The sequence below is a fragment of the Enterobacter sp. Cy-643 genome (genome assembly GCF_011752815.1).
Classification (GTDB): domain Bacteria; phylum Pseudomonadota; class Gammaproteobacteria; order Enterobacterales; family Enterobacteriaceae; genus Cedecea.
Genome location: NZ_VWWV01000009.1, coordinates 82,082 through 103,503, shown reverse-complemented (window position 1 = coordinate 103,503; position 21,422 = coordinate 82,082). Strand labels below are relative to the sequence as shown.

The following is a 21,422-nucleotide window of genomic DNA, read 5'->3' as shown; positions in this document are numbered from 1 at the left end:
TTGTCTGATAAATTGTTAAAGAGCAGTGAGTCAGTCGCTTTCGCTTGCTAACTCGAGGTGGCGTATAATACGCTTTCCTCTTTCAGAGTCAAGCGTTTATTTTCGCTTTCGTCTGACTGACGCCGGGATTGTTAAGCCGCTTTCGAAGCCGCTTCACCGTGTCAGTGGAGGCGCATTATAGGGAGTTCTCAGAGCCTGACAACCCCTAATTTGAAAAAATTTTCTGAGAGCTCACTTTTCAGCCAAAAAGAATAAAAACAGGTCAGCAATGGCTGTTTTACAAACAAAAACGAGCCCAAATGGGCTCGTTTTTTACGTTAAGTGACTTACTGCACTGCCACGATGCGATCGTCTTTAACTTCCAGCTTGATTGTTTTGCCTGGAATCAGCTCACCGGAAAGGATTTGCTGAGCCAATGGGTTCTCAATTTGCTGTTGAATAGCGCGTTTCAGCGGACGTGCTCCGTAGACCGGATCGTAACCGTTCTCGCTGATGAGCTTCAATGCGTCATCCGAGATACTTACACCATAACCACGCTCTTCCAGCCGTTTGTATAAACGCTGCAGCTGAATCTGAGCAATAGAAGCAATGTGGCGCTCACCGAGAGGATGGAAGACAACAACCTCATCGATACGGTTAATGAACTCCGGGCGGAAGCTTTGGCTAACAACGCCAAGGACCAGATCCTTCATATGGCCGTAATCCAGTTCACCGAAACGCTCCTGAATTAAGTCTGAACCAAGGTTCGACGTCATAATGACAACCGTATTACGGAAATCAACGGTGCGACCCTGCCCATCGGTCAGACGGCCGTCATCCAGAACCTGCAGCAGGATGTTAAACACATCCGGATGCGCTTTTTCTACCTCATCCAGCAGAATCACGGAATAAGGACGGCGACGAACGGCTTCCGTCAGGTAGCCACCTTCTTCATAACCAACATAGCCCGGAGGCGCACCCACTAGCCGCGATACGGAGTGTTTCTCCATAAACTCGGACATGTCGATACGCACCATCGCATCGTCACTGTCGAACATAAAGTTCGCTAACGCTTTGCACAGCTCAGTCTTACCTACCCCGGTTGGCCCCAGGAACAGGAACGAACCTATTGGGCGATTAGGATCGGACAATCCAGCACGGCTACGACGAATCGCGTTTGATACGGCTTCGACGGCTTCATCCTGACCGATCACACGCTGATGAAGATCTTTTTCCATGCGCAAGAGTTTGTCGCGCTCGCCTTCCAGCATTCGGGCAACCGGGATCCCGGTCCAGCGTGCCAGCACTTCGGCGATTTCTGCGTCCGTCACTTTATTACGCAGCAGACGCATGGTTTTCCCTTCGCTTTGGGTTGCCGCGGCCAGCTGTTTTTCCAGCTCAGGAATTTTACCGTACTGCAGCTCGGACATACGCCCAAGATCACCTACGCGGCGAGCCTGCTCGATTGCGATTTTCGCCTGCTCAAGCTCAGCCTTAATGGTTTGCGTGCCGGACAGCGAAGCTTTCTCCGCCTTCCACTCTTCTTCAAGTTCTGAATACTGGCGCTCTTTATCTTCGAGCTCTTCATTCAGCATGCTGAGACGTTTCTGACTGGCTTCATCAGATTCTTTCTTCAGCGCCTGCTGCTCCAGCTTAAGCTGAATAATGCGGCGATCGAGGCGGTCCAACTCTTCAGGCTTAGAGTCTATCTGCATACGAATGCTGGATGCGGCCTCATCGATGAGGTCAATGGCTTTATCCGGCAGCTGGCGATCGGCAATATAGCGATGAGACAGCGTAGCTGCCGCGACAATTGCCGGGTCGGTGATTTGCACATGGTGGTGCAATTCATAACGCTCTTTCAGACCACGCAGAATAGCAATAGTGTCTTCTACCGAAGGCTCGGCCACGAACACTTTTTGGAAACGACGCTCAAGCGCGGCATCCTTCTCTATATATTGACGGTATTCGTCGAGCGTGGTCGCGCCAACGCAGTGCAATTCACCGCGGGCCAAAGCTGGCTTGAGCATGTTCCCGGCATCCATAGCACCGTCGGCTTTGCCTGCCCCGACCATGGTATGCAGCTCGTCAATAAACAGAATGACGTTGCCTTCCTGCTTAGCAAGATCGTTCAGCACACCCTTGAGACGCTCTTCAAACTCACCCCGGTATTTTGCACCGGCCACCAGCGCGCCCATATCCAGCGCAAGCACGCGTCGGCCTTTCAAGCCTTCAGGTACTTCGCCATTAATGATGCGCTGTGCAAGCCCTTCAACGATGGCCGTTTTACCAACGCCCGGTTCACCAATCAGCACCGGGTTATTTTTGGTACGGCGCTGCAATACCTGAATAGTACGGCGAATTTCTTCATCACGGCCAATCACCGGATCAAGCTTGCCTTGTTCGGCCCGCTCGGTTAAATCAACGGTGTATTTCTTCAATGCCTGACGTTGGTCTTCGGCACCTTGATCGTTCACGCTCTCCCCTCCACGCATTTGTTCAATCGCGGCGGTTACGTTGGCTGCTGTTGCGCCTGCGGCTTTCAGCAGGTCGGTCAGAGTGCCGCGTGAGTCAAGTACCGCCAGAACAAACAGCTCTGACGAAATAAAATTGTCGTTTCTTTTTTGTGCAAGCTTGTCGCACAGGTTCAGTACACGCACCAAATCCTGAGAAGGCTGAACGTCGCCGCCGGTGCCTTCTACCTGGGGCAGGCGGCTTAATGCCTGCTCGATGTCGGTACGTAATTTGCCCGCGTTGACCCCCGCAGAGGTCAATAACGGGCGCACGGATCCCCCCTCCTGATTAAGCAAAGCGCTCATCAGATGAAGAGGTTCGATGAATTGATTGTCGTGCCCAAGAGCAAGAGATTGGGCATCGGCGAGAGCAAGCTGGAATTTATTGGTAAGACGATCCAGACGCATAACTCCTCCCATAAACAGGTCAAATTTGCTACTGGAGATTAAATGAGGTCATCCCTCAATTATTCAAGGTTAATGGCCTGAAATATATGAAGCGCGAGCTACCCGCACTGGATCGTCTTGATTCGATAGGTTATATCAGCCAGATGAAACTTGCCATACGACCTGTTATTCTGTCGCGGCGGTATGAGAAGAAATCGCCGCTTTCGGTCCAGGTACAGCGGTCGCCGCCGTACACCTGCGTGACGCCCACGTTCGCCAGCCGCTGCCTTGCAAGCTGGTAGATATCAGCATAGTACTTTTCGCCCGCTGCGCTAAAAGCATTTGCCGCTTTTTCGTCCTTCGCCATAAAGGCTTCGCGAACTTCCGGCCCCACTTCGAACGCCTGAGGACCAATTGCCGGCCCGAGCCAGGCGCGAATATTCTGGGGGCGATCCTGGAAACAGGCTACCGTCTCTTCGAGTACACCTTCACATAAACCGCGCCAGCCAGCATGCGCTGCCGCAACTTCAGTTCCAGCCTCATTACAAAACAGCACCGGCAGGCAATCCGCCGTCATCACCGCACAAACCGTTCCCGGCGTATTGCTATAAGAAGCATCCGCTCGCTTAGAGGCATACGGCTCGCCCGTTAGCTTCAACACCGTTTTACCGTGAACCTGCTCAAGCCAGACCGGTTTTGAAGGCAAGCCTGCGGCGGCATAAAATAGCCGACGGTTCTCTTCAACATGTGCCAGATCGTCGCCGCAATGGGCGCCCAGATTCATCGAGTCATACGGCGCGAGGCTAACGCCACCCGCGCGGGTTGAGCTACAGGCAGCAACGCCCTCCGGAAGCGGCCAGTGCGGGACGATCGTTTTGGTCATAGCCAGTCCAGTTGATCTTTATGGGTTTCGGTATCAGCGCGAAGAGCGTCAATCAGTTCAACCATATCCTGTGGGATCGGTGCGCTCCATTCCATCAGAATACCGCTGACAGGATGGTACAGGCGCAGCATAGTCGCGTGAAGCGCCTGCCGGTCGAACTTGCGCAGAACGCTGACAAACTCTTCCGATGCACCTTTCGGCGGGCGAGGACGGCCACCGTAAAGCTGATCGCCCACCAGCGGATGGCTGATATGCGCCATGTGGACGCGGATCTGGTGAGTACGGCCGGTTTCCAGGCGCAAACGCAGGCGCGTATGCACGCGGAAATGCTCCATAATGCGGTAGTGCGTCACCGCAGGTTTGCCCATTGGATGCACGGACATGTGGGTGCGTTTGGTTGGGTGGCGGCTGATAGGCTCTTCCACCGTACCGCCGCCGGTCATATGACCAATGGCCACCGCTTCGTACTCACGGGTAATTTCACGCAGTTGAAGAGCTTCAACCAGGCGAGTTTGCGCCGGGACAGTTTTTGCTACAACCATCAAGCCGGTGGTGTCTTTATCCAGACGGTGAACGATACCCGCCCGCGGCACATCCGCAATTGGCGGATAATAGTGCAGCAGCGCATTCAGCACGGTACCATCCGGGTTGCCTGCACCAGGGTGCACAACGAGGTCACGGGGCTTATTGATCACCAGAATATCTTCATCTTCATAGACGATATTCAGCGGGATGTCCTGAGCCTCCCAGCGGACTTCTTCTTCAATCTCAGCATTGATGGTTACGCTTTCGCCACCCAACACTTTCTCTTTCGGCTTGTCCCAGACAACGCCGTTGACCGTAACTCGCTGGTCAAGAATCCATTCTTTTATGCGCGAACGCGAATAATCCGGGAACAATTCGGCCAATGCCTGATCTAAGCGTTGACCCAGTTGTGAATCGGACACCGTTTCGGTGAGTTGTACTAGTTGTGCCATAGACAGCTTCTTTCGTTAACGTTGGGTTTTACGGCAATGCCGTTTAATATAATGTGCTATTGTAGCTGGTCTTTATCGGGAGCCGGAACACGAACTCTCCCGGAAATAACATTACTTAGGAAAGTCAAACGTCATGACGCGCATGAAATATCTGGTGGCAGCGGCCACGTTGAGCCTGGCTTTGGCTGGTTGCTCCAGTTCCAAGGATGAGGTTCCTGATAATCCGCCTTCTGAGATCTACGCGACTGCCCAGCAAAAGCTGCAGGACGGTAACTTTAAAGCGGCGATAACGCAACTGGAAGCGCTGGATAACCGCTATCCATTTGGCCCGTACTCTCAGCAAGTGCAGCTCGACCTGATCTACGCCTACTACAAAAATGCGGACTTACCGCTGGCTCAGGCGGCGATCGATCGCTTTATGCGCCTCAATCCGACTCATCCAAACATCGACTACGTACTTTACATGCGTGGCCTGACGGACATGGCGTTGGATGACAGCGCGCTACAGGGCTTCTTTGGCGTTGACCGTTCCGACCGTGATCCACAGCACGCTCGCGATGCTTTTAACGACTTCTCGAAGCTGGTGCGCGGCTATCCGAACAGCCAGTACGTTACCGATGCGACTAAGCGTCTCGTGTTCCTGAAAGATCGCCTGGCGAAGTATGAGCTTTCCGTGGCGCAATATTACACGAAACGCGGCGCGTGGGTGGCAGTAGTTAATCGTGTTGAAGGTATGCTGCGTGATTATCCTGACACTCAGGCAACCCGTGATGGTCTGAAGCTGATGGAAAATGCCTACCGCGAGCTGCAGATGCCGGGCCAGGCAGATAAAGTTGCGAAAATCATTGCCGCCAACAGCAGCAACACCTGACAGACTATATCACAAGAAAAACGGCAGCCTCGGCTGCCGTTTTTTTATCTGCCGACGCAAAAACTGAAACGGTTTAGCGTCAGGTCATCCAATCAAATATGGACGTGATTTCCGATAACCACAAGCCTTAAAAACGCATATCCTGTCCTGCCTCACAAAAAGGTCTCCTTGACAAAAAGTGACAAAATAACGTGATTTACATCACACATTTTGACATTAAGAACGGTATGCTGGAGTTACCAAGACGGCAAAGACAAGAGGTAAATTTATGACAATGAACATTACCAGCAAGCAAATGGAAATCACCCCAGCTATTCGCCAGCATGTCGCCGACCGTCTCAGCAAACTGGACAAGTGGCAAACTCATCTTATAAATCCACATATTATCTTGTCCAAAGAACCTCAAGGCTTTGTGGCTGATGCCACGATAAACACACCAAATGGGCACCTCGTAGCCAGTGCCAGACATGAAGATATGTATACGGCTATCAACGACTTGATCAACAAACTGGAGCGGCAGTTAAATAAAGTGCAACACAAAGGTGAAGCACGTCGCGCAGCAGGTTCAGTGAAAGACGTGTCCTTCGCAGAAGCAGACGAAGAGTAGCAGTTAACTCTCCTTCCACATGACCCAACGCGCCTCCGGGCGCGTTTTTTATTGACAGAACGAAAACAGAGCAGGTACTTTACCTATCAGATTCCTCAGGAAACCTGACATGAAACTTTTCCCGTTCTTCTTCGCATTCTTTTTTACCTTCCCCTGACTGGGAGGCAATTCGTCGTGTGATAAAGAATGCGAAGACGAACAAACAAGCCTCCCAACCGGGAGGCTTTTTTTATGGACACCGAAAAGGTAGCGTTATGACCGAAATTAATCCGTTGCTGGCCCTGCGCGATAAAATCAGCGCGCTGGATGAAAAGCTGTTAGCCCTGCTGGCAGAGCGCCGCCTGCTGGCGGTTGAAGTTGGCAAAGCAAAACTCGCTTCTCACCGCCCGGTACGTGATATCGATCGTGAAAGAGACTTGCTGGAACGCCTGATTACCCTCGGTAAAGGCCACCATCTCGATGCCCATTACATTACTCGCCTGTTCCAGCTCATCATAGAAGACTCCGTTCTGACCCAGCAAACGCTGCTGCAGCAACATCTCAACAAAACGAATCCACATTCAGCTCGCATTGCGTTCCTGGGCCCTAAAGGTTCGTATTCTCACCTTGCTGCGCGCCAGTATGCCGCGCGTCATTTTGAGCAGTTCATCGAAAGCGGCTGTGCCAAATTCCACGACATCTTTAATCAGGTGGAAACCGGCCAGGCCGATTACGCCGTAGTGCCGATTGAAAACACAAGTTCGGGAGCCATTAACGACGTCTACGATCTTCTGCAGCACACCAGCCTGTCGATCGTGGCCGAAATGACCGTACCGATTGACCACTGTGTACTGGTTTCCGGCTCCACCGATCTCGAGCAAATCCAAACGGTTTATAGTCATCCTCAACCTTTCCAGCAGTGCAGCCAGTTCATTAATCGCTATCCACACTGGAAAATTGAATACACCGAAAGTACCTCTGCCGCGATGGAAAAAGTCGCTCAGGCCAACTCTCCTCACGTTGCCGCTTTGGGCAGCGAAGCCGGCGGCGCACTTTATGGCCTGCAGGTGCTGGAACGTAATCTCGCGAACCAGACCCAAAACATCACCCGCTTTATTGTGCTGGCACGTAAGGCTGTCGAAGTGTCCGACCAGGTACCCGCAAAAACCACATTGCTGATGGCGACTGGCCAGCAGGCCGGTGCCCTGGTAGAAGCGCTGCTGGTATTACGCAATCACAACCTGATAATGACTAAGCTGGAATCACGCCCAATCAACGGTAACCCGTGGGAAGAGATGTTCTATCTGGATATTCAGGCAAACCTGAAAGATGAGAGCATGCGTAAGGCGCTGCGCGAGTTGGGGGAAATCACCCGTTCTCTGAAAGTGCTCGGCAGCTACCCAAGCGAAAACGTGGTGCCGGTCGACCCGGCCTGATAATACGCTCAGCCCGGCGGAAACCGGGCTGGATACATCACTCTTCCCGAAACTTCAGTTTTTCCATTCCGGCCACCGCAACGCGGAGGGTGAAAAGCGCCCCGGAAAGCGGTAATCGGGCCACCTCATCTTCGTCCATGTTTTCTCTGGTCGTTGTAATAAACAGCGTTTTCATATCGTCGCCGCCAAAACAAACCATCGTCGGGCAACGCACAGGCAAACGATGCTCTTCCACAATCTCACCCTGCGGAGAAATACGCGCTATGCGGTAGCCATCAAACAACGCCGTCCAGTAATAGCCTTCGCAATCCATCGCCGCGCCATCCGGAATGCCCTCACCTTCGGCAAATCGCCTGAAGACTTCACGTCGGCCGGGCTCGCCTTGTACATCCAGCGGCGTCCGGTAAATCACGGCATTGGGCGTGTCTGAGGTGTACATCCATTTACCGTCCGGGCTAAATGCCAGGCCATTTGCGCCATGGATATCGTGCTGAATCACATGCGGCGTCAGATCGTTATCCACCCGGCAAAGTAGCGCCCCATTGTAATCACCCGGGCCCCAGAATGTACCGGCATAAAAACGCCCCAGCCTGTCGGTGCCCCCGTCGTTGAAACGTGCTAAATCCGGGTTACTCGGATTATCGCAAACTTTGCCCACAATCAGCCCGGTTTGATTGGTAAGCCAGATACCGCTGCGCATCGCCACAATAAATCCGCCGGATTCGCGCAAGGCAAAACAGCCTACCTCTTCAGAAAACTGAATAACGTCATGTTTGCCGCTGGCCAGATGGTAGCGGTGGATTTCATTCTCAAGAATATCCGTCCAGTAGAGGCTACCTTCTTCTGCGCTCCACGTAGGGCATTCGGGTAAGTGACCGGTATAGTCGAACAGCAGCTGCGGCTCAGCCATTTCAGGGATCCTTTTGACAAACAAAAAAGCCAGCGGGCAAACTCCCACTGGCTTTTGATTATAAGACCTTTTGGCACTTACTGACGGTTATCATTTGCCTGCCGTAGCAGAACGCGGCTCTCATTCTGGAAACGCTGCGCGTAATCCCCGAACCAGTGCTCCACTTTCCGGAAGCTGTCGATAAACGCCTGTTTGTCGCCGTGTTCCAGCAGGCCTATCGCCTCGCCGAACCGTTTGTAATAGCGCTTAATCAGCGCCAGGTTACTTTCCGAAGACATGATTATGTCGGCATAAAGCTGTGGATCCTGAGCGAACAGCCGGCCCACCATCGCCAGCTCCAGGCGGTAGATCGGCGAAGACAGCGCCAACAGCTGCTCAAGCTGCACATTTTCTTCAGCCAGATGCAGGCCATATGCGAATGTCGCGAAGTGGCGCAGCGCCTGAATAAACGCCATGTTCTGGTCATGCTCAACCGCGCTGGAGCGGTGCAAACGCGCACCCCAGACCTGAATCTGTTCCAGCAGCCACTGGTAAGCTTCTGGCTGACGGCCATCACAGTAGACCACAACCTGCTTTGCCAGGCTGCCGCTGTCCGGGCCAAACATTGGGTGCAGGCCAAGTACCGGGCCAGTATGTACGGCAAGCATCGCCTGCAGCGGACCATTCTTCACCGACGCTAAATCCACCAGGATGCAGTCCGCCGGCAGCGGAGGCAATTTAGCGATAACCTGCTCGGTGATATGAATCGGCACGCTGACAATCACCATGCCCGCATCGGCCAGCAGCTCCGGTGCTTTGTTCCAGTCTTCTTTTTCAAGAATACGGACCTGGTAGCCGGAAAGCGTCAGCATTTTTTCAAACAGACGCCCCATTTGCCCGCCGCCGCCAACAATCACCACCGGACGCAGCGCGGGATGCAGGGTTTTAAAGCCCTTATCGTTCTCGCTGGAGTACGACTCGCGCATCACGCGGCGCAGCACGTCTTCAATTAAATCCGGCGGAACCCCCAGGGCTTCAGCCTCTTTGCGGCGAGACGCCAGCATGGAGATTTCTCGCTCCGGCACATAAATCGGCAAGCCGAAGCGACTTTTTACTTCACCCACTTCCGCTACCAGTTCCAGGCGCTTAGCCAGCAAATCCAGTAGTGCCTTATCTACTTCGTCGATTTGATCGCGCAGCGCGGTCAATTCAGCCACCATAGTAAACCTCTTATGCCTGACGAGCCGCCAGCACGCCGCTCAGATCTTTGTGGATCTCACGCAGCAGGCTGTCCGTAGTTTCCCAGTCGATGCATGCATCGGTAACGGACACGCCGTATTTCATTTCGCTGCGCGGCTGCTCTGATGATTGATTCCCTTCATGGATATTACTTTCAATCATCAGGCCAATAATAGAGCGGTTACCATCTTTAATCTGGGCAATGGCGGATTCGGCCACGCCCGGCTGGCGACGGAAGTCTTTATTTGAGTTGCCATGGCTGCAATCGATCATCAAGGACGGACGCAGGCCGGCTTTCTGCATTTCTGTTTCGCACTGGGCAACATCAGCCGGGCTATAGTTAGGCGCTTTACCACCGCGCAGAATCACGTGCCCATCCGGGTTGCCCTGAGTCTGCAACAGGCAAACCTGCCCTGCCTGGTTAATGCCCACGAAGCGGTGCGGCATTGCAGCGGCGCGCATCGCGTTAATCGCCGTGCCCAGGCTACCGTCAGTGCCATTTTTAAAACCAACAGGCATAGAAAGGCCAGAAGCCATTTCGCGGTGAGTCTGGGATTCAGTGGTACGCGCACCAATTGCAGACCAGCTAAACAGATCGCCCAGGTATTGAGGGCTATTGGGATCCAGGGCCTCGGTCGCCAGCGGCAGCCCCAGGCTTACCAATTCAACCAGCAGGCGACGCGCAATTTTCAGCCCTGCTTCCACATCAAACGAGCCATCCATATGCGGATCGTTGATAAGCCCTTTCCAACCCACGGTCGTACGAGGCTTTTCAAAATAAACGCGCATTACGAGGTACAGACTATCGCTAACTTGTTCAGACAGAGCTTTAAAACGACGAGCGTATTCAATCGCAGCTTCCGGATCGTGGATCGAGCAAGGTCCACAAACAACCAGCAGGCGCGGATCGCGGCCAGCAATAATATTGGAGATCGTCAGACGGGATTGCTCAATTTGCGCTTCCTGAGCCGCAGTGAGTGGACATTCCGCTTTAAGCTGATCCGGCGTGATGAGTATCTGTTCGTCAGAGATATGAACGTTGTTAAGCGCGTCTTTTTGCATGATGTCTGTCCTGTATTTAGCTCGTTTGCGATAGTCGTTTCCTCGTAGAGGAGGCCTTACTGTAACCGCCAACAGTAAAGATTGCAATCCATTATACGTAAATCAATCGTTACACAACCAATTAAATGCCGCATAGATTCGTCAAATCCGTAAATTAAAGATTACAAAAGCCATAAGGATGCACATTTTACGGCCAAAATTGCATGACTAAACAAAAGCGCGCGTAAAAATTCATTCCACCTTCTATGCTGATATTATCCCCCACGCGTGTGTTTTTCGTGGGGAAACCGATAACGATTTACACCATCATTCCAGGGTTATTCTCGTTATTATTTTGGATAATCAGGAATATCATCACACCAGGGAATGAATGACGGAAATACGTGGGAGTGATATGCTCAAAGGCAACATCATAAATAATAAAGACTGGCTTCACCGGCCAGGATGCTTTTGGGCTGGTGGCGCGTGAAAACCACGTCTCAACTCCGCGGGCTGACGTTATTTTTAACGTTTATCGTCCTCGCGCTAACGATATTCAGGATGCAAGCTGCACAGGCAACAAGCCCCGTGCTGCCTGACAAAGTCCGCACTACTGTGGCCGGGATTGTCAGCTACACCCGCTGGCCTCAGCTACAGGGGCTTCCAAAGCTCTGCATATTTTCAACGGCAGCCTATGCTACGACGCTAAGCACAAAAAATAGCGATATTTCATATCAACCCCTCCTCGTTCAGTCATCAGACGAGGCATTGCGAGCGAACTGCGACGGGATATATTTTGGTAACGAGTCACCACAACAGCAGTTGCAATTAATAGAACGTTATCAATCCCGGCCTTTATTGTTAATTGCCGAGCAGAACCCACAATGCATAATTGGCAGTGCTTTCTGCCTGAATATTCATAATGACGCAGTTTCTTTTTCGGTAAACCTTGATGCCCTCAGCCGCAGCGGCGTCAGGGTTAGTCCGGATGTATTACTGCTGGCTCGGCCAGGGAATAATAGTCATGAATAAGGATTTGACTACGCCGTCACGTCCAACGTTTAAAGGAACGTTACGTAGAATCAGCATAATCAGCGTGGTTATTGCCATGCTGGCTGTCTGGCTGCTGCTTTCCGTCGCTTCGATGCTGACGCTAAAACAGTATGCGCAAAAAAACCTCGAATTGCTGGCGGTGACTGTAAGTCACAGCCTGGAAGCCGCCGTTGTTTTCCGTGATGGCACCGCGGCCAATGAAACCCTGGCCGTGCTGGGCAAGCAAGGGCAATTCACCGCCGCAAAGGTGGTAGATGTTAATGGTCAGGAGCTCACGCATTGGCAGGCAGATAAGCCGTCTCAGCATGACATGGTGAGTGGCCTGGTTACCCGATGGCTATATCCTCATCCGATCAGGCAGCCTATCTGGCATAACGGAAAAATTATCGGTGAAATGCGGCTGATAGGCACGGATGCTACCGTGACGTTGTTTGTCTGGCTCTCATTAGGCGTGCTGACGGCCTGTATTTTACTCGCGTCAGTTATCGCCTTAGGCATTTCACGCCATTTACATCGCGATATTGATGCCGCGCTGCAGAATATTACTGACGTTGTCCACGACGTTCGTAGCAACCGTAACTTTTCTCGCCGCGTATCACCGGAAAAAATTGAGGAGTTCCACCTTTTTGCCCAGGACTTCAACAGCCTGCTGGATGAGATGGAAGAATGGCAAAAACAGCTTCAGATGAAAAATGCTTCGCTGCAGAAATCGGCCCTTCAGGATCCACTCACGGGTCTGGCTAACCGAGCAGCCTTCCGAACCGCGCTGGATAAACTGATTGCAGATCCCGAAACACTCCAGAGCAGCGCCTTGCTGTTTATGGACGGTGACAACTTCAAATTTGTTAACGATACCTGGGGACATGCGGCCGGAGATGCTGTGCTTATCGAAGTCGCCAAACGGCTGCTGATGTTTGCCAACACGCGGCATCTCACCTTCCGACTCGGGGGGGATGAATTTGCCATGCTGCTTCATTCTGTGAACAGCGAAGAACAGGCCTCATCGGTGTTGGAACAGTTGAAAGAGATGGTCGAGCAGCCGATCCGTTTACCTGGCGAGCACTGGGTTACCATGACCCTAAGCATCGGCGTTGCGCTCGCGAAAGATATCACTTCAGCGGAAAGCCTGATGGAAACGGCCGACCGCAATATGTACAGAGAAAAACACAAGCAACGTGAGTTGCTAATAAAACCGCCCCAAAGAGATACATTATGAAAGCTTCACGCTTATTTGCACCGGCAATCCTCTTCTCGTTTCTGTTAACCGGCTGCCAGGCACCGCCATCGACGTTCTCTCCTGAACAGGTTGCCGCGATGCGCTCATACGGCTTCGCTGAGTCAAACGACGGCTGGTCACTTGGGCTGTCGGACAAGATCCTGTTCGGTAAAAACCAGTACAAGCTGCAGCCTGAAAGCTACCAAACCATCCAGAGCATGGCCGCCAAACTTTCCGCGACCGGCCTGAAACACGCCCGCATGGATGGCCACACCGATAACTACGGTGAAGACAGCTACAACGAACAGCTCTCCCTCAAGCGAGCGAATATTGTGGCAGATGCCTGGGCTGAAGGCGCTCACATCCCTCGCAGTAATCTTACAACTCAAGGGCTAGGTAAGAAATACCCGGTGGCCAGCAACAACACCGGCGAAGGCCGTGCGGAAAACCGCCGCGTCGCGGTTGTCATCACCGCCCCATAATCAAGACAGATCTGGAGCATAAAAAAGGGCTGCCAGATGGCAGCCCTTTCAGTCCGGTGGCAAACAGCCGAAAAGCGTGGTTTTCGACTGTTTGAGGTAAATCATAAAACACAACTCACACCTTTATTTAGCCAGAGTGATGACCTTTACAAGCGCACTATGCTTTATTTTCCCCATAAAAAAGGGCTGCCAGATGGCAGCCCTTTTATTTGGATGTCGCCTGAGCGAATCTTAGTTAAGACGCTCTTTGATACGAGCAGACTTACCGGTACGCTCACGCAGGTAGTACAGTTTAGCTTTACGAACGGCACCACGACGTTTAACAGTAATGCTGTCGATTACTGGGGAGTGAGTCTGGAATACGCGCTCAACACCTTCGCCGTTAGAAATTTTACGAACAGTGAATGCAGAGTGCAGACCGCGGTTACGGATAGCGATAACCACGCCCTCAAATGCCTGCAGACGTTTTTTAGAACCTTCAACGACCCATACTTTCACTTCCACGGAGTCGCCCGGACGGAAGGAAGGTACATCCTGTTTCATCTGTTCTTGTTCAAGTTGCTTAATAATATTGCTCATAATTTATCTCTTATCCTGGGTAAACTGATATTTCCCCGTCATATTTGAAGCTGCATCTGTGCTGGCTGCTCTCCTTCACCCGAATCACCTACTGAAGTAAGCTCATCGGGATTCACTTGCTTGCCATCTTGCTGCAACTCCAACTATTTTGGGGTTTAGGGGGCTTACGCCTGCCCATCATGTTTATGTTGCTGTTGCGTATGCTCTTTTTTGAACTCCGCCAGCAACCTTGCTTGCTCTTCAGTCAGAGCCAGGTTTTCCAAAAGTTCAGGTCTTCTAAGCCAGGTACGGCCCAGCGACTGTTTCAGGCGCCAACGGCGAATCTCCGCATGGTTCCCCGACAATAATACCGCCGGTACCTCCATGCCATCCAACACTTCAGGCCGGGTATAGTGAGGGCAATCCAGCAACCCTTCGGCAAACGAATCTTCGGTTGCCGATGCTTCATGCCCCAAAACACCCGGAATGAACCGGGAGACTGAGTCAATCAGCGTCATCGCTGGCAGCTCACCGCCGCTGAGAACGTAATCGCCGATTGACCATTCTTCGTCAATTTCGGTTTGGATCACGCGCTCATCGATCCCTTCGTAACGGCCACAAACCAGAATTAACTTCTCGTTTGCCGCCAGTTCACTGACGCCCGCTTGATCAAGCTTGCGCCCCTGAGGTGAAAGATAGATAACCTTAGCACCTTCCCCTGCCGCTGCTTTCGCTGCGTGGATGGCTTCCCGCAAAGGGTTCACCATCATCAGCATTCCCGGTCCGCCGCCATAAGGACGATCGTCCACGGTACGGTGCCGGTCATAGGTGAAGTCGCGTGGACTCCAGCTTTGAATGCTTAGCAGGCCATTTTTTACTGCCCGGCCAGTTACCCCGTAATCGGTAATTGCGCGGAACATCTCAGGAAACAGGCTAACTACACCAATAAACACAAGCCAATCCCCACTATGCTAGCGACTACCGTATGATTCCGGAGGTTTAAAAACCAGGATCCCAATCTACTTCAATCGTTTGAGTAGCGAGATCGACTTTCTTGATAACCTGCCCATCGAGGAACGGAACCAGCCGCTCCTTGATGCCAAATGCATCCTTCAGGTTTGCCTTGATGACGAGAACGTCATTCGAGCCGGTTTCCATCATGTCGATGACTTTACCGAGCTGATACCCCTGAGTGGTCACTACCTGGCAGCCCATAAGGTCTTTCCAGTAATAGTCACCCGCTTCAAGAGCCGGCAGTTGCGTTGAATCCACGACAATTTCGCAATTGGTCAGCAGATTCGCAGCATCCCGATCGTCAATGCCTTGCAGCTTGATGATCAGATCCTGATTGTGGTGCTTCCAGCTTTCCAGCTGTACTTGCTGCCACTGACCGCCGCGCTGGATAAACCAGGGCTGGTAGTCAAAAATGCTTTCGGCGTCTTCGGTGGAGGAAAACACTCTGAGCCAACCACGAATACCGTAGGAGGAGCCCATCTTGCCCAACACAATTGGGTTAACGGGAACCTGTGCGGCGAGTTGCTTGCTCATCATGACCACCGTGACAGATTAAGCTGCTTTCTTAGCTTCTTTGATCAGCGCAGCAACGCGATCAGAAACGGTTGCGCCCTGGCCAACCCAATGTGCTACGCGATCCAGATCCAGGCGAACGCCTTCTTCTTTCTCGTTAGCGATAGGGTTGAAGAAACCAACGCGCTCAATGAAGCGACCGTTACGTGCATTACGGCTATCAGTAACGACAACCTGGTAGAACGGACGCTTTTTAGCGCCGTGACGTGCTAAACGAATAGTTACCATAACATCCTCTTTAGTGAATAAAACGCCGGGCCCCATCGAGGGATGGAGCCCGGTGTCATATTAAAAGCCCGAAAATTTTACTGATTTCTGGGGAAAAAGCAATCGAAAAGAGCTTAGCGGCCTGGGAAACCCGGCGGCATCATCCCTTTCATACCGCGCATCATTTTGGCCATGCCGCCTTTTTTCATTTTCTTCATCATGCGCTGCATGTCGTCGAACTGCTTCAGCAGGCGGTTAACGTCCTGCACCTGCATCCCGGAACCCTGCGCGATACGACGCTTGCGGGAACCTTTGATGATTTCCGGCTGGGCGCGCTCTTTTAGCGTCATCGAGCTGATGATCGCCTCCATCCGCACCAGCACTTTATCGTCCATCTGGGATTTGACGTTGTCCGGCAGCTGGCCCATGCCCGGCAGCTTGCTCATCATGCTCGCCATGCCGCCCATGTTCTTCATCTGCTTGAGCTGCTCGAGGAAGTCGGTCAGGTCGAAGCCGTCGCCTTTTTTCAGCTTGCTGGCGAGCTTCTCGGCCTGCGCGCGGTCAACCTTGCTTTCGATATCTTCAATCAGCGACAGCACGTCGCCCATACCGAGAATGCGGGAGGCAATACGATCCGGGTGGAACGGCTCCAGCGCTTCGGTTTTCTCACCCACGCCGAGGAACTTGATCGGTTTGCCGGTGATATGGCGAATCGACAGCGCCGCACCGCCGCGGGCGTCGCCGTCCACTTTGGTCAGCACCACGCCGGTGAGCGGCAGCGCTTCGTTGAACGCCTTCGCGGTATTCGCCGCATCCTGACCGGTCATGGCATCGACCACAAACAGCGTTTCTACCGGTTTAATCGCGGCATGAACCTGTTTGATTTCGTCCATCATCGCTTCGTCGACGTGCAGACGACCAGCGGTATCCACCAGCAGCACGTCGTAGAACTTCAGCTTCGCTTCTTTCAGCGCGGCGTTAACGATATCGACAGGCTTTTGCTGCGCATCAGACGGGAAGAAGTCCACCTCAACCTGCTGAGCAAGGGTTTCCAACTGTTTAATCGCCGCAGGGCGATAAACGTCCGCTGAAACCACCAACACTTTTTTCTTCTGCTTTTCGCGCAGGAATTTACCCAACTTACCGACGCTGGTGGTTTTACCGGCACCCTGCAGGCCGGCCATCAGCACGACGGCAGGTGGCTGCGCCGCCAGGTTCAGGCTGCTGTTCTCTTCGCCCATCGCGGAAACCAGCTCAGCGCGAACGATTTTGACGAATTCCTGGCCAGGGGTCAGGCTCTTATTGACTTCATGCCCGACCGCTTTTTCTTTAACGCGGCTGATAAAATCACGCACTACCGGCAGCGCAACGTCCGCCTCCAGCAGCGCCATGCGCACTTCGCGCAGCGTCTCTTTAACGTTTTCTTCGGTTAGCCGCCCACGGCCGCTAATATTGCGTAGGGTACGCGACAGACGGTCTGTTAAATTATCAAACATGGTATTTTGCCTAACGTGGTAACTGGGGCCGCAGCTCGCGACACAAAACTGAATTTGGCGGATTATATCATGAAGCCGCCTCGCGTGTGATCCAACGGTTGGAGCAGGCGGCAGGTAACGTTATACTGACTTTTTTGTTCTCTGGCCAATTTGACCGACACCTTAATATGCCCGTTTTCGCCATTCTTGCGCTTGTAGCCTATTCCGTCAGCCTGGCGCTGATCATTCCCGGTCTTCTGCGGAAGAACAGCGGATGGCGCCGCTTTGCCATTTTATCCGCCGCCATTGCCCTGGTCAGCCACGCGCTGGCGCTGGAAGCGCGCTTCTTTACCGTCGATGGCGGGCAAAACCTGAGCCTGCTGAACGTAGGCTCCCTCGTCAGCCTGATGATTTGTACGGTCATGACCATTGTCGCCTCTCGTAATCGCGGCTGGCTGCTGTTACCGATTGTTTACGCCTTTGCGCTGATAAATCTGGCGCTGGCAACCTTTATGCCCAACGAATTTATCACCCATCTCGAAGCCACACCGGGGATGATGGTGCATATCGGCCTGTCGCTCTTTGCCTATGCCACGCTGATTATTGCCGCGCTGTACGCTTTGCAGCTGGCGTGGATTGACTACCAGCTAAAGAACAAAAAGCTGGCCTTCAGCGCAGAAATGCCGCCGCTGATGGTGATCGAGCGTAAAATGTTTCATATCACCCAGGTGGGCGTTGTCCTGCTGACGTTGACGCTGTGCACCGGCCTCTTTTATATGAAGAACCTGTTCAGCCTGGAAAACGTCGATAAAGCCGTGCTGTCGATTCTCGCCTGGTTTGTCTACGTCGTTCTGCTGTGGGGGCACTATCATGAAGGATGGCGCGGTCGCCGCGTGGTCTGGTTCAACGTTGCCGGCGCGGGCATTTTAACCCTCGCTTATTTTGGCAGCCGAGTCCTGCAGCAGTTCGTAAGCTAATCTCTTAAAGGAAATCACTTTTGGAACACATCTCAACCACCACGCTGATCGTCACCCTGATCATCATGGTGGTGGTGTCCGCGTACTTTTCCGGTTCAGAAACCGGCATGATGACGCTAAACCGCTACCGCCTGCGTCACCGCGCCAAACAGGGTAACCGGGCGGCAAAGCGCGTTGAAAAACTCCTGCGTAAACCGGACCGCCTGATTAGCCTGGTACTTATCGGGAATAACCTGGTGAATATTCTGGCTTCTGCACTGGCAACCATCGTGGGTATCCGTCTGTATGGTAACGCCGGGGTGGCCATTGCTACCGGTGTTTTGACCTTTGTTGTGCTGGTGTTTGCTGAAGTTCTGCCTAAAACCATCGCCGCGCTGTACCCGGAAAAAGTCGCCTACCCGAGCAGCTGGCTGCTCGGCCCGCTGCAAATTCTGATGATGCCGCTGGTCTGGCTGCTGAATACCATTACCCGTCTGCTGATGCGCATGGTTGGCATTAAGGTGGACAACATGATTAGCACTGCCCTGAGCAAAGAAGAGCTACGGACCATCGTGCATGAATCCCGCTCGCAAATTTCACGGCGCAACCAGGATATGCTGCTGTCGGTGCTGGATCTGGAAAAGGTCAGCGTCGACGACATCATGGTGCCGCGAAACGAAATCGTCGGCATCAATATTAATGACGACTGGAAATCTATCGTCCGCCAGTTAACCCACTCCCCGCACGGCCGTATCGTGCTGTACCGCGACAATCTGGATGATGCCATCGGCATGCTCCGCGTTCGCGAAGCCTACCGCCTGATGACCGAGAAAAAAGAGTTCACCAAAGAGGTGATGCTCCGCTCCGCCGATGAGATTTATTTTGTGCCGGAAGGCACGCCGCTCAGCGTGCAGCTGGTGAAATTTCAGCGGAATAAAAAGAAAGTCGGCTTGGTGGTGGATGAATATGGCGATATTCAGGGGCTGGTGACCGTCGAGGATATTCTGGAAGAAATCGTCGGGGACTTCACCACGTCCATGTCCCCAACGCTTGCGGAAGAAGTTACGCCGCAAAACGACGGCTCGGTCATTATCGAAGGCAGCGCCAACGTGCGTGAACTCAACAAAGCCTTTAACTGGACGCTGCCGGAAGACGACGCCCGCACGGTAAACGGTATGATTCTGGAAGAGATTCAGGAGATCCCGGCGGCAGGAACCCGCATCCGGCTCAGTCAGTACGACATCGATATTCTCGACGTACAGGACAACATGATTAAGCAGGTGCGCGTCACGCCGGTGAAGCCTTTACGGCAAAGCGTTGAGCAATAGCGACAAAAAAAGCCAGCCTCAGGGCTGGCTTTCTTGTACTGGAAATGAATCAGGCTTTGGCTACGGAAACCATCGCGGCACGAATAGTCCGGCCGTTCAGGGTGTAACCTTTCTGCATTACCATCAGCACGTTATTTGGTGCAACATCGGCAGATTCAACCATCGCAATCGCCTGGTGCACGTCCGGGTTGAACGGCACGTTAGTCTCGCCCACCACTTCCACGCCGAACTTGCGAACCACGTCCAGCATCGACTTCTGAGTTAACTCAATGCCTTCGATCATTGGGGCTAAATCCGGGTTGGACTTGTCGGCCACTTCCAGCGCGCGATCCAGGCTGTCGATAACCGGCAGCAGTTCGTTCACAAATTTTTCCAGAGCGAACTTGTGCGCTTTCTCGATATCCTGTTCGGTGCGGCGACGCAGGTTAGCTAAATCAGCCTGGTGGCGAGGCTCAATTTCACGCTCGCGCTGCTTCATTTCAGCCAGCTGAGCCTGCAGATTTGCAATCTCTTCGTCGCGCGGATCCACGACATCGGCACCTTCTACGGCCTCGATTTCTTCGTGCTGATCCATGACGATATCTTCCGGGGCTTGCTCGTTAGGTGTTTTCTGTTCTTTACTACTCATGAAATTCTCCGCGTTTTTAGCATTCATCTCGCTGCTTCGCTTATTATGGGGATCAGTTTCAGGGTTTCAAGGGAACCTGTCATATTGTCGCAGGAACGTCTGCGAATAAGGACCACCAGGATAATGAACAAACATTTCAACTGCATCGGTATTGTCGGACACCCGCGTCACCCCACCGCTCTGACCACGCATGAAATGCTCTATCGCTGGCTGTGCGCCAAAGGCTATGAAGTGATGGTGGAACAGCAAATTGCCCAGGAGCTAAATCTCAAACAGGTGAGAACCGGCACGCTGGCCGAGATAGGCCAGCAGGCCGATTTGGCCGTGGTCGTCGGCGGGGATGGCAATATGCTGGGCGCTGCTCGGGTGCTCGCTCGCTATGACATCAAAGTGATTGGCATCAACCGCGGCAACCTGGGTTTCCTGACCGACCTTGACCCTGACAATGCCCAGCAGCAGCTAGCGGACGTCCTCGAAGGGCATTATATTACCGAGCGCCGCTTCCTGCTCGAAGCGCAGGTCTGCCAGCACGATACTCCTACGCGACTCAGTACCGCAATAAACGAAGTGGTGCTTCACCCCGGTAAAGTCGCGCATATGATTGAGTTCGAAGTCTATATTGACGAAATCTTCGCGTTTTCACAGCGCTCTGACGGGCTGATTATCTCCACGCCGACCGGCTCAACCGCCTACTCGCTTTCCGCCGGAGGTCCAATTCTTACGCCCTCACTGGATGCCATCACGCTGGTGCCGATGTTCCCACACACGCTTTCTGCTCGCCCGCTGGTCATCAACAGCAGCAGCACCATCCGCCTGCGCTTTTCCCATATGCGAAGTGACCTTGAAATCAGCTGCGACAGCCAGATTGCGCTGCCTATTCAGGAAGGTGAAGACGTGCTCATTCGCCGCTGTGACTATCACCTCAATCTGATCCACCCGAAAGACTACAGCTATTTCAACACATTAAGCTCGAAACTCGGCTGGTCGAAAAAATTGTTCTAAAAAAACGCCTGGCCACTTTACTGTATATAAAACCAGTTTATACTGTATGAAAACACAGTAACTCAACCGAGCTCTAAATAATTCGAGTTGCAGGTAGGCGGCAAGAGAGCGCATCCCCAGGACCTTACT

The 21,422-nt window shown here is 52.8% G+C and carries 22 protein-coding genes and 1 other annotated feature; of the genes, 10 read left to right on the top strand and 12 right to left on the bottom strand.

From position 1 onward, the window contains the following. Positions 1 to 326: 326 nt before the first annotated feature. From clpB to rluD, 3 genes are all read right to left on the bottom strand, one after another. Positions 327 to 2,900 carry an ATP-dependent chaperone ClpB gene (gene clpB / locus F3J29_RS21480; protein ID WP_166869133.1) on the bottom strand — a complete coding sequence of 858 codons (2,574 nt, stop codon included), beginning with the start codon at positions 2,898 to 2,900 and terminating at the stop codon, positions 327 to 329. A 130-nt stretch (positions 2,901 to 3,030) separates the two neighbouring features. After that, entirely contained in the window at positions 3,031 to 3,762 is a 732-nt protein-coding gene (yfiH, locus tag F3J29_RS21475) for a purine nucleoside phosphorylase YfiH (RefSeq protein ID WP_166869131.1), read from the bottom strand. Further along, positions 3,759 to 4,739 (bottom strand): 23S rRNA pseudouridine(1911/1915/1917) synthase RluD, encoded by a 981-nt coding sequence (gene rluD / locus F3J29_RS21470; protein WP_166869129.1) that lies wholly within the window; start codon positions 4,737 to 4,739, stop codon positions 3,759 to 3,761. The genes yfiH and rluD overlap by 4 nt, the downstream gene beginning before the upstream one ends. A gap of 133 nt (positions 4,740 to 4,872) precedes the next feature. Between rluD and bamD the strand changes: the two genes are divergently transcribed. From bamD to pheA, 4 genes are all read left to right on the top strand, one after another. Next, positions 4,873 to 5,610, top strand: coding sequence for an outer membrane protein assembly factor BamD (bamD, locus tag F3J29_RS21465; protein WP_166869127.1), 738 nt, complete (start codon positions 4,873 to 4,875; stop codon positions 5,608 to 5,610). 268 nt (positions 5,611 to 5,878) lie between these two features. Further along, on the top strand, positions 5,879 to 6,217 hold the full coding sequence (raiA, locus tag F3J29_RS21460) for a ribosome-associated translation inhibitor RaiA (protein WP_166869125.1): 339 nt from the start codon (positions 5,879 to 5,881) through the stop codon (positions 6,215 to 6,217). Positions 6,218 to 6,325: 108 nt separating this feature from the next. Next, positions 6,326 to 6,450: a sequence feature (Phe leader region), on the top strand. Next, positions 6,327 to 6,374, top strand: a complete 48-nt coding sequence (gene pheL, locus F3J29_RS22670) for a pheA operon leader peptide PheL (RefSeq protein ID WP_193216298.1) — start codon at positions 6,327 to 6,329, stop codon at positions 6,372 to 6,374. (Overlaps the previous feature by 48 nt.) A gap of 21 nt (positions 6,451 to 6,471) precedes the next feature. Continuing rightward, positions 6,472 to 7,632: a bifunctional chorismate mutase/prephenate dehydratase gene (gene pheA / locus F3J29_RS21455; RefSeq protein ID WP_166869123.1), complete on the top strand. Its 1,161-nt coding sequence runs from the start codon at positions 6,472 to 6,474 to the stop codon at positions 7,630 to 7,632. A gap of 37 nt (positions 7,633 to 7,669) precedes the next feature. Here pheA and F3J29_RS21450 read toward each other — a convergent pair whose 3' ends face one another. The 3 genes from F3J29_RS21450 to aroF all read right to left on the bottom strand — a co-directional run bounded on the left by F3J29_RS21450 (position 7,670) and on the right by aroF (position 10,822). Then, on the bottom strand, positions 7,670 to 8,542 hold the full coding sequence (locus F3J29_RS21450) for an SMP-30/gluconolactonase/LRE family protein (RefSeq protein WP_166869121.1): 873 nt from the start codon (positions 8,540 to 8,542) through the stop codon (positions 7,670 to 7,672). A 77-nt stretch (positions 8,543 to 8,619) separates the two neighbouring features. Further along, positions 8,620 to 9,741 carry a bifunctional chorismate mutase/prephenate dehydrogenase gene (tyrA, locus tag F3J29_RS21445; protein ID WP_166869119.1) on the bottom strand — a complete coding sequence of 374 codons (1,122 nt, stop codon included), beginning with the start codon at positions 9,739 to 9,741 and terminating at the stop codon, positions 8,620 to 8,622. 10 nt (positions 9,742 to 9,751) lie between these two features. Beyond that, complete coding sequence (gene aroF / locus F3J29_RS21440) at positions 9,752 to 10,822, bottom strand: 3-deoxy-7-phosphoheptulonate synthase AroF (RefSeq protein WP_166869118.1); 1,071 nt, start codon at positions 10,820 to 10,822, stop codon at positions 9,752 to 9,754. A 540-nt stretch (positions 10,823 to 11,362) separates the two neighbouring features. On the opposite strand from aroF, the gene yfiR reads away from it, so the two are divergent. From yfiR to F3J29_RS21425, 3 genes are read left to right on the top strand one after another with little or no spacing between them, the layout of a single operon-like run. Further along, positions 11,363 to 11,833: a regulatory sequestration protein YfiR gene (gene yfiR / locus F3J29_RS21435; protein ID WP_157141415.1), complete on the top strand. Its 471-nt coding sequence runs from the start codon at positions 11,363 to 11,365 to the stop codon at positions 11,831 to 11,833. Then, positions 11,826 to 13,070: a diguanylate cyclase DgcN/YfiN gene (gene dgcN / locus F3J29_RS21430; RefSeq protein ID WP_166869115.1), complete on the top strand. Its 1,245-nt coding sequence runs from the start codon at positions 11,826 to 11,828 to the stop codon at positions 13,068 to 13,070. Before yfiR ends, dgcN begins: the two co-directional genes overlap by 8 nt. Beyond that, complete coding sequence (locus F3J29_RS21425; RefSeq protein WP_166869113.1) at positions 13,067 to 13,552, top strand: OmpA family protein; 486 nt, start codon at positions 13,067 to 13,069, stop codon at positions 13,550 to 13,552. The genes dgcN and F3J29_RS21425 overlap by 4 nt, the downstream gene beginning before the upstream one ends. 231 nt (positions 13,553 to 13,783) lie before the next feature. On the opposite strand, the gene rplS is transcribed toward F3J29_RS21425, so the two are convergent. The 5 genes from rplS to ffh all read right to left on the bottom strand — a co-directional run bounded on the left by rplS (position 13,784) and on the right by ffh (position 17,400). After that, entirely contained in the window at positions 13,784 to 14,131 is a 348-nt protein-coding gene (gene rplS, locus F3J29_RS21420; RefSeq protein WP_008458168.1) for a 50S ribosomal protein L19, read from the bottom strand. Positions 14,132 to 14,295: 164 nt separating this feature from the next. Continuing rightward, complete coding sequence (trmD, locus tag F3J29_RS21415; RefSeq protein WP_008458169.1) at positions 14,296 to 15,063, bottom strand: tRNA (guanosine(37)-N1)-methyltransferase TrmD; 768 nt, start codon at positions 15,061 to 15,063, stop codon at positions 14,296 to 14,298. A 46-nt stretch (positions 15,064 to 15,109) separates the two neighbouring features. Then, positions 15,110 to 15,658 carry a ribosome maturation factor RimM gene (rimM, locus tag F3J29_RS21410; protein WP_166869111.1) on the bottom strand — a complete coding sequence of 183 codons (549 nt, stop codon included), beginning with the start codon at positions 15,656 to 15,658 and terminating at the stop codon, positions 15,110 to 15,112. 18 nt (positions 15,659 to 15,676) lie between these two features. Beyond that, positions 15,677 to 15,925: a 30S ribosomal protein S16 gene (gene rpsP, locus F3J29_RS21405; protein ID WP_038479704.1), complete on the bottom strand. Its 249-nt coding sequence runs from the start codon at positions 15,923 to 15,925 to the stop codon at positions 15,677 to 15,679. Between the two features lie 113 nt (positions 15,926 to 16,038). After that, positions 16,039 to 17,400 (bottom strand): signal recognition particle protein, encoded by a 1,362-nt coding sequence (ffh, locus tag F3J29_RS21400; RefSeq protein WP_166869109.1) that lies wholly within the window; start codon positions 17,398 to 17,400, stop codon positions 16,039 to 16,041. Positions 17,401 to 17,567: 167 nt separating this feature from the next. Between ffh and F3J29_RS21395 the strand changes: the two genes are divergently transcribed. After that, positions 17,568 to 18,356, top strand: coding sequence for a cytochrome C assembly family protein (locus F3J29_RS21395; RefSeq protein WP_205246876.1), 789 nt, complete (start codon positions 17,568 to 17,570; stop codon positions 18,354 to 18,356). A 20-nt stretch (positions 18,357 to 18,376) separates the two neighbouring features. Next, positions 18,377 to 19,663 carry an HlyC/CorC family transporter gene (locus tag F3J29_RS21390; RefSeq protein ID WP_166869107.1) on the top strand — a complete coding sequence of 429 codons (1,287 nt, stop codon included), beginning with the start codon at positions 18,377 to 18,379 and terminating at the stop codon, positions 19,661 to 19,663. Between the two features lie 49 nt (positions 19,664 to 19,712). On the opposite strand, the gene grpE is transcribed toward F3J29_RS21390, so the two are convergent. Then, positions 19,713 to 20,291: a nucleotide exchange factor GrpE gene (grpE, locus tag F3J29_RS21385; RefSeq protein ID WP_166869105.1), complete on the bottom strand. Its 579-nt coding sequence runs from the start codon at positions 20,289 to 20,291 to the stop codon at positions 19,713 to 19,715. 123 nt (positions 20,292 to 20,414) lie between these two features. Here grpE and nadK point away from each other — a divergent pair, with 123 nt between their 5' ends. Then, complete coding sequence (gene nadK, locus F3J29_RS21380; RefSeq protein ID WP_166869103.1) at positions 20,415 to 21,293, top strand: NAD(+) kinase; 879 nt, start codon at positions 20,415 to 20,417, stop codon at positions 21,291 to 21,293. The last annotated feature ends 129 nt before the right edge of the window (positions 21,294 to 21,422 follow it).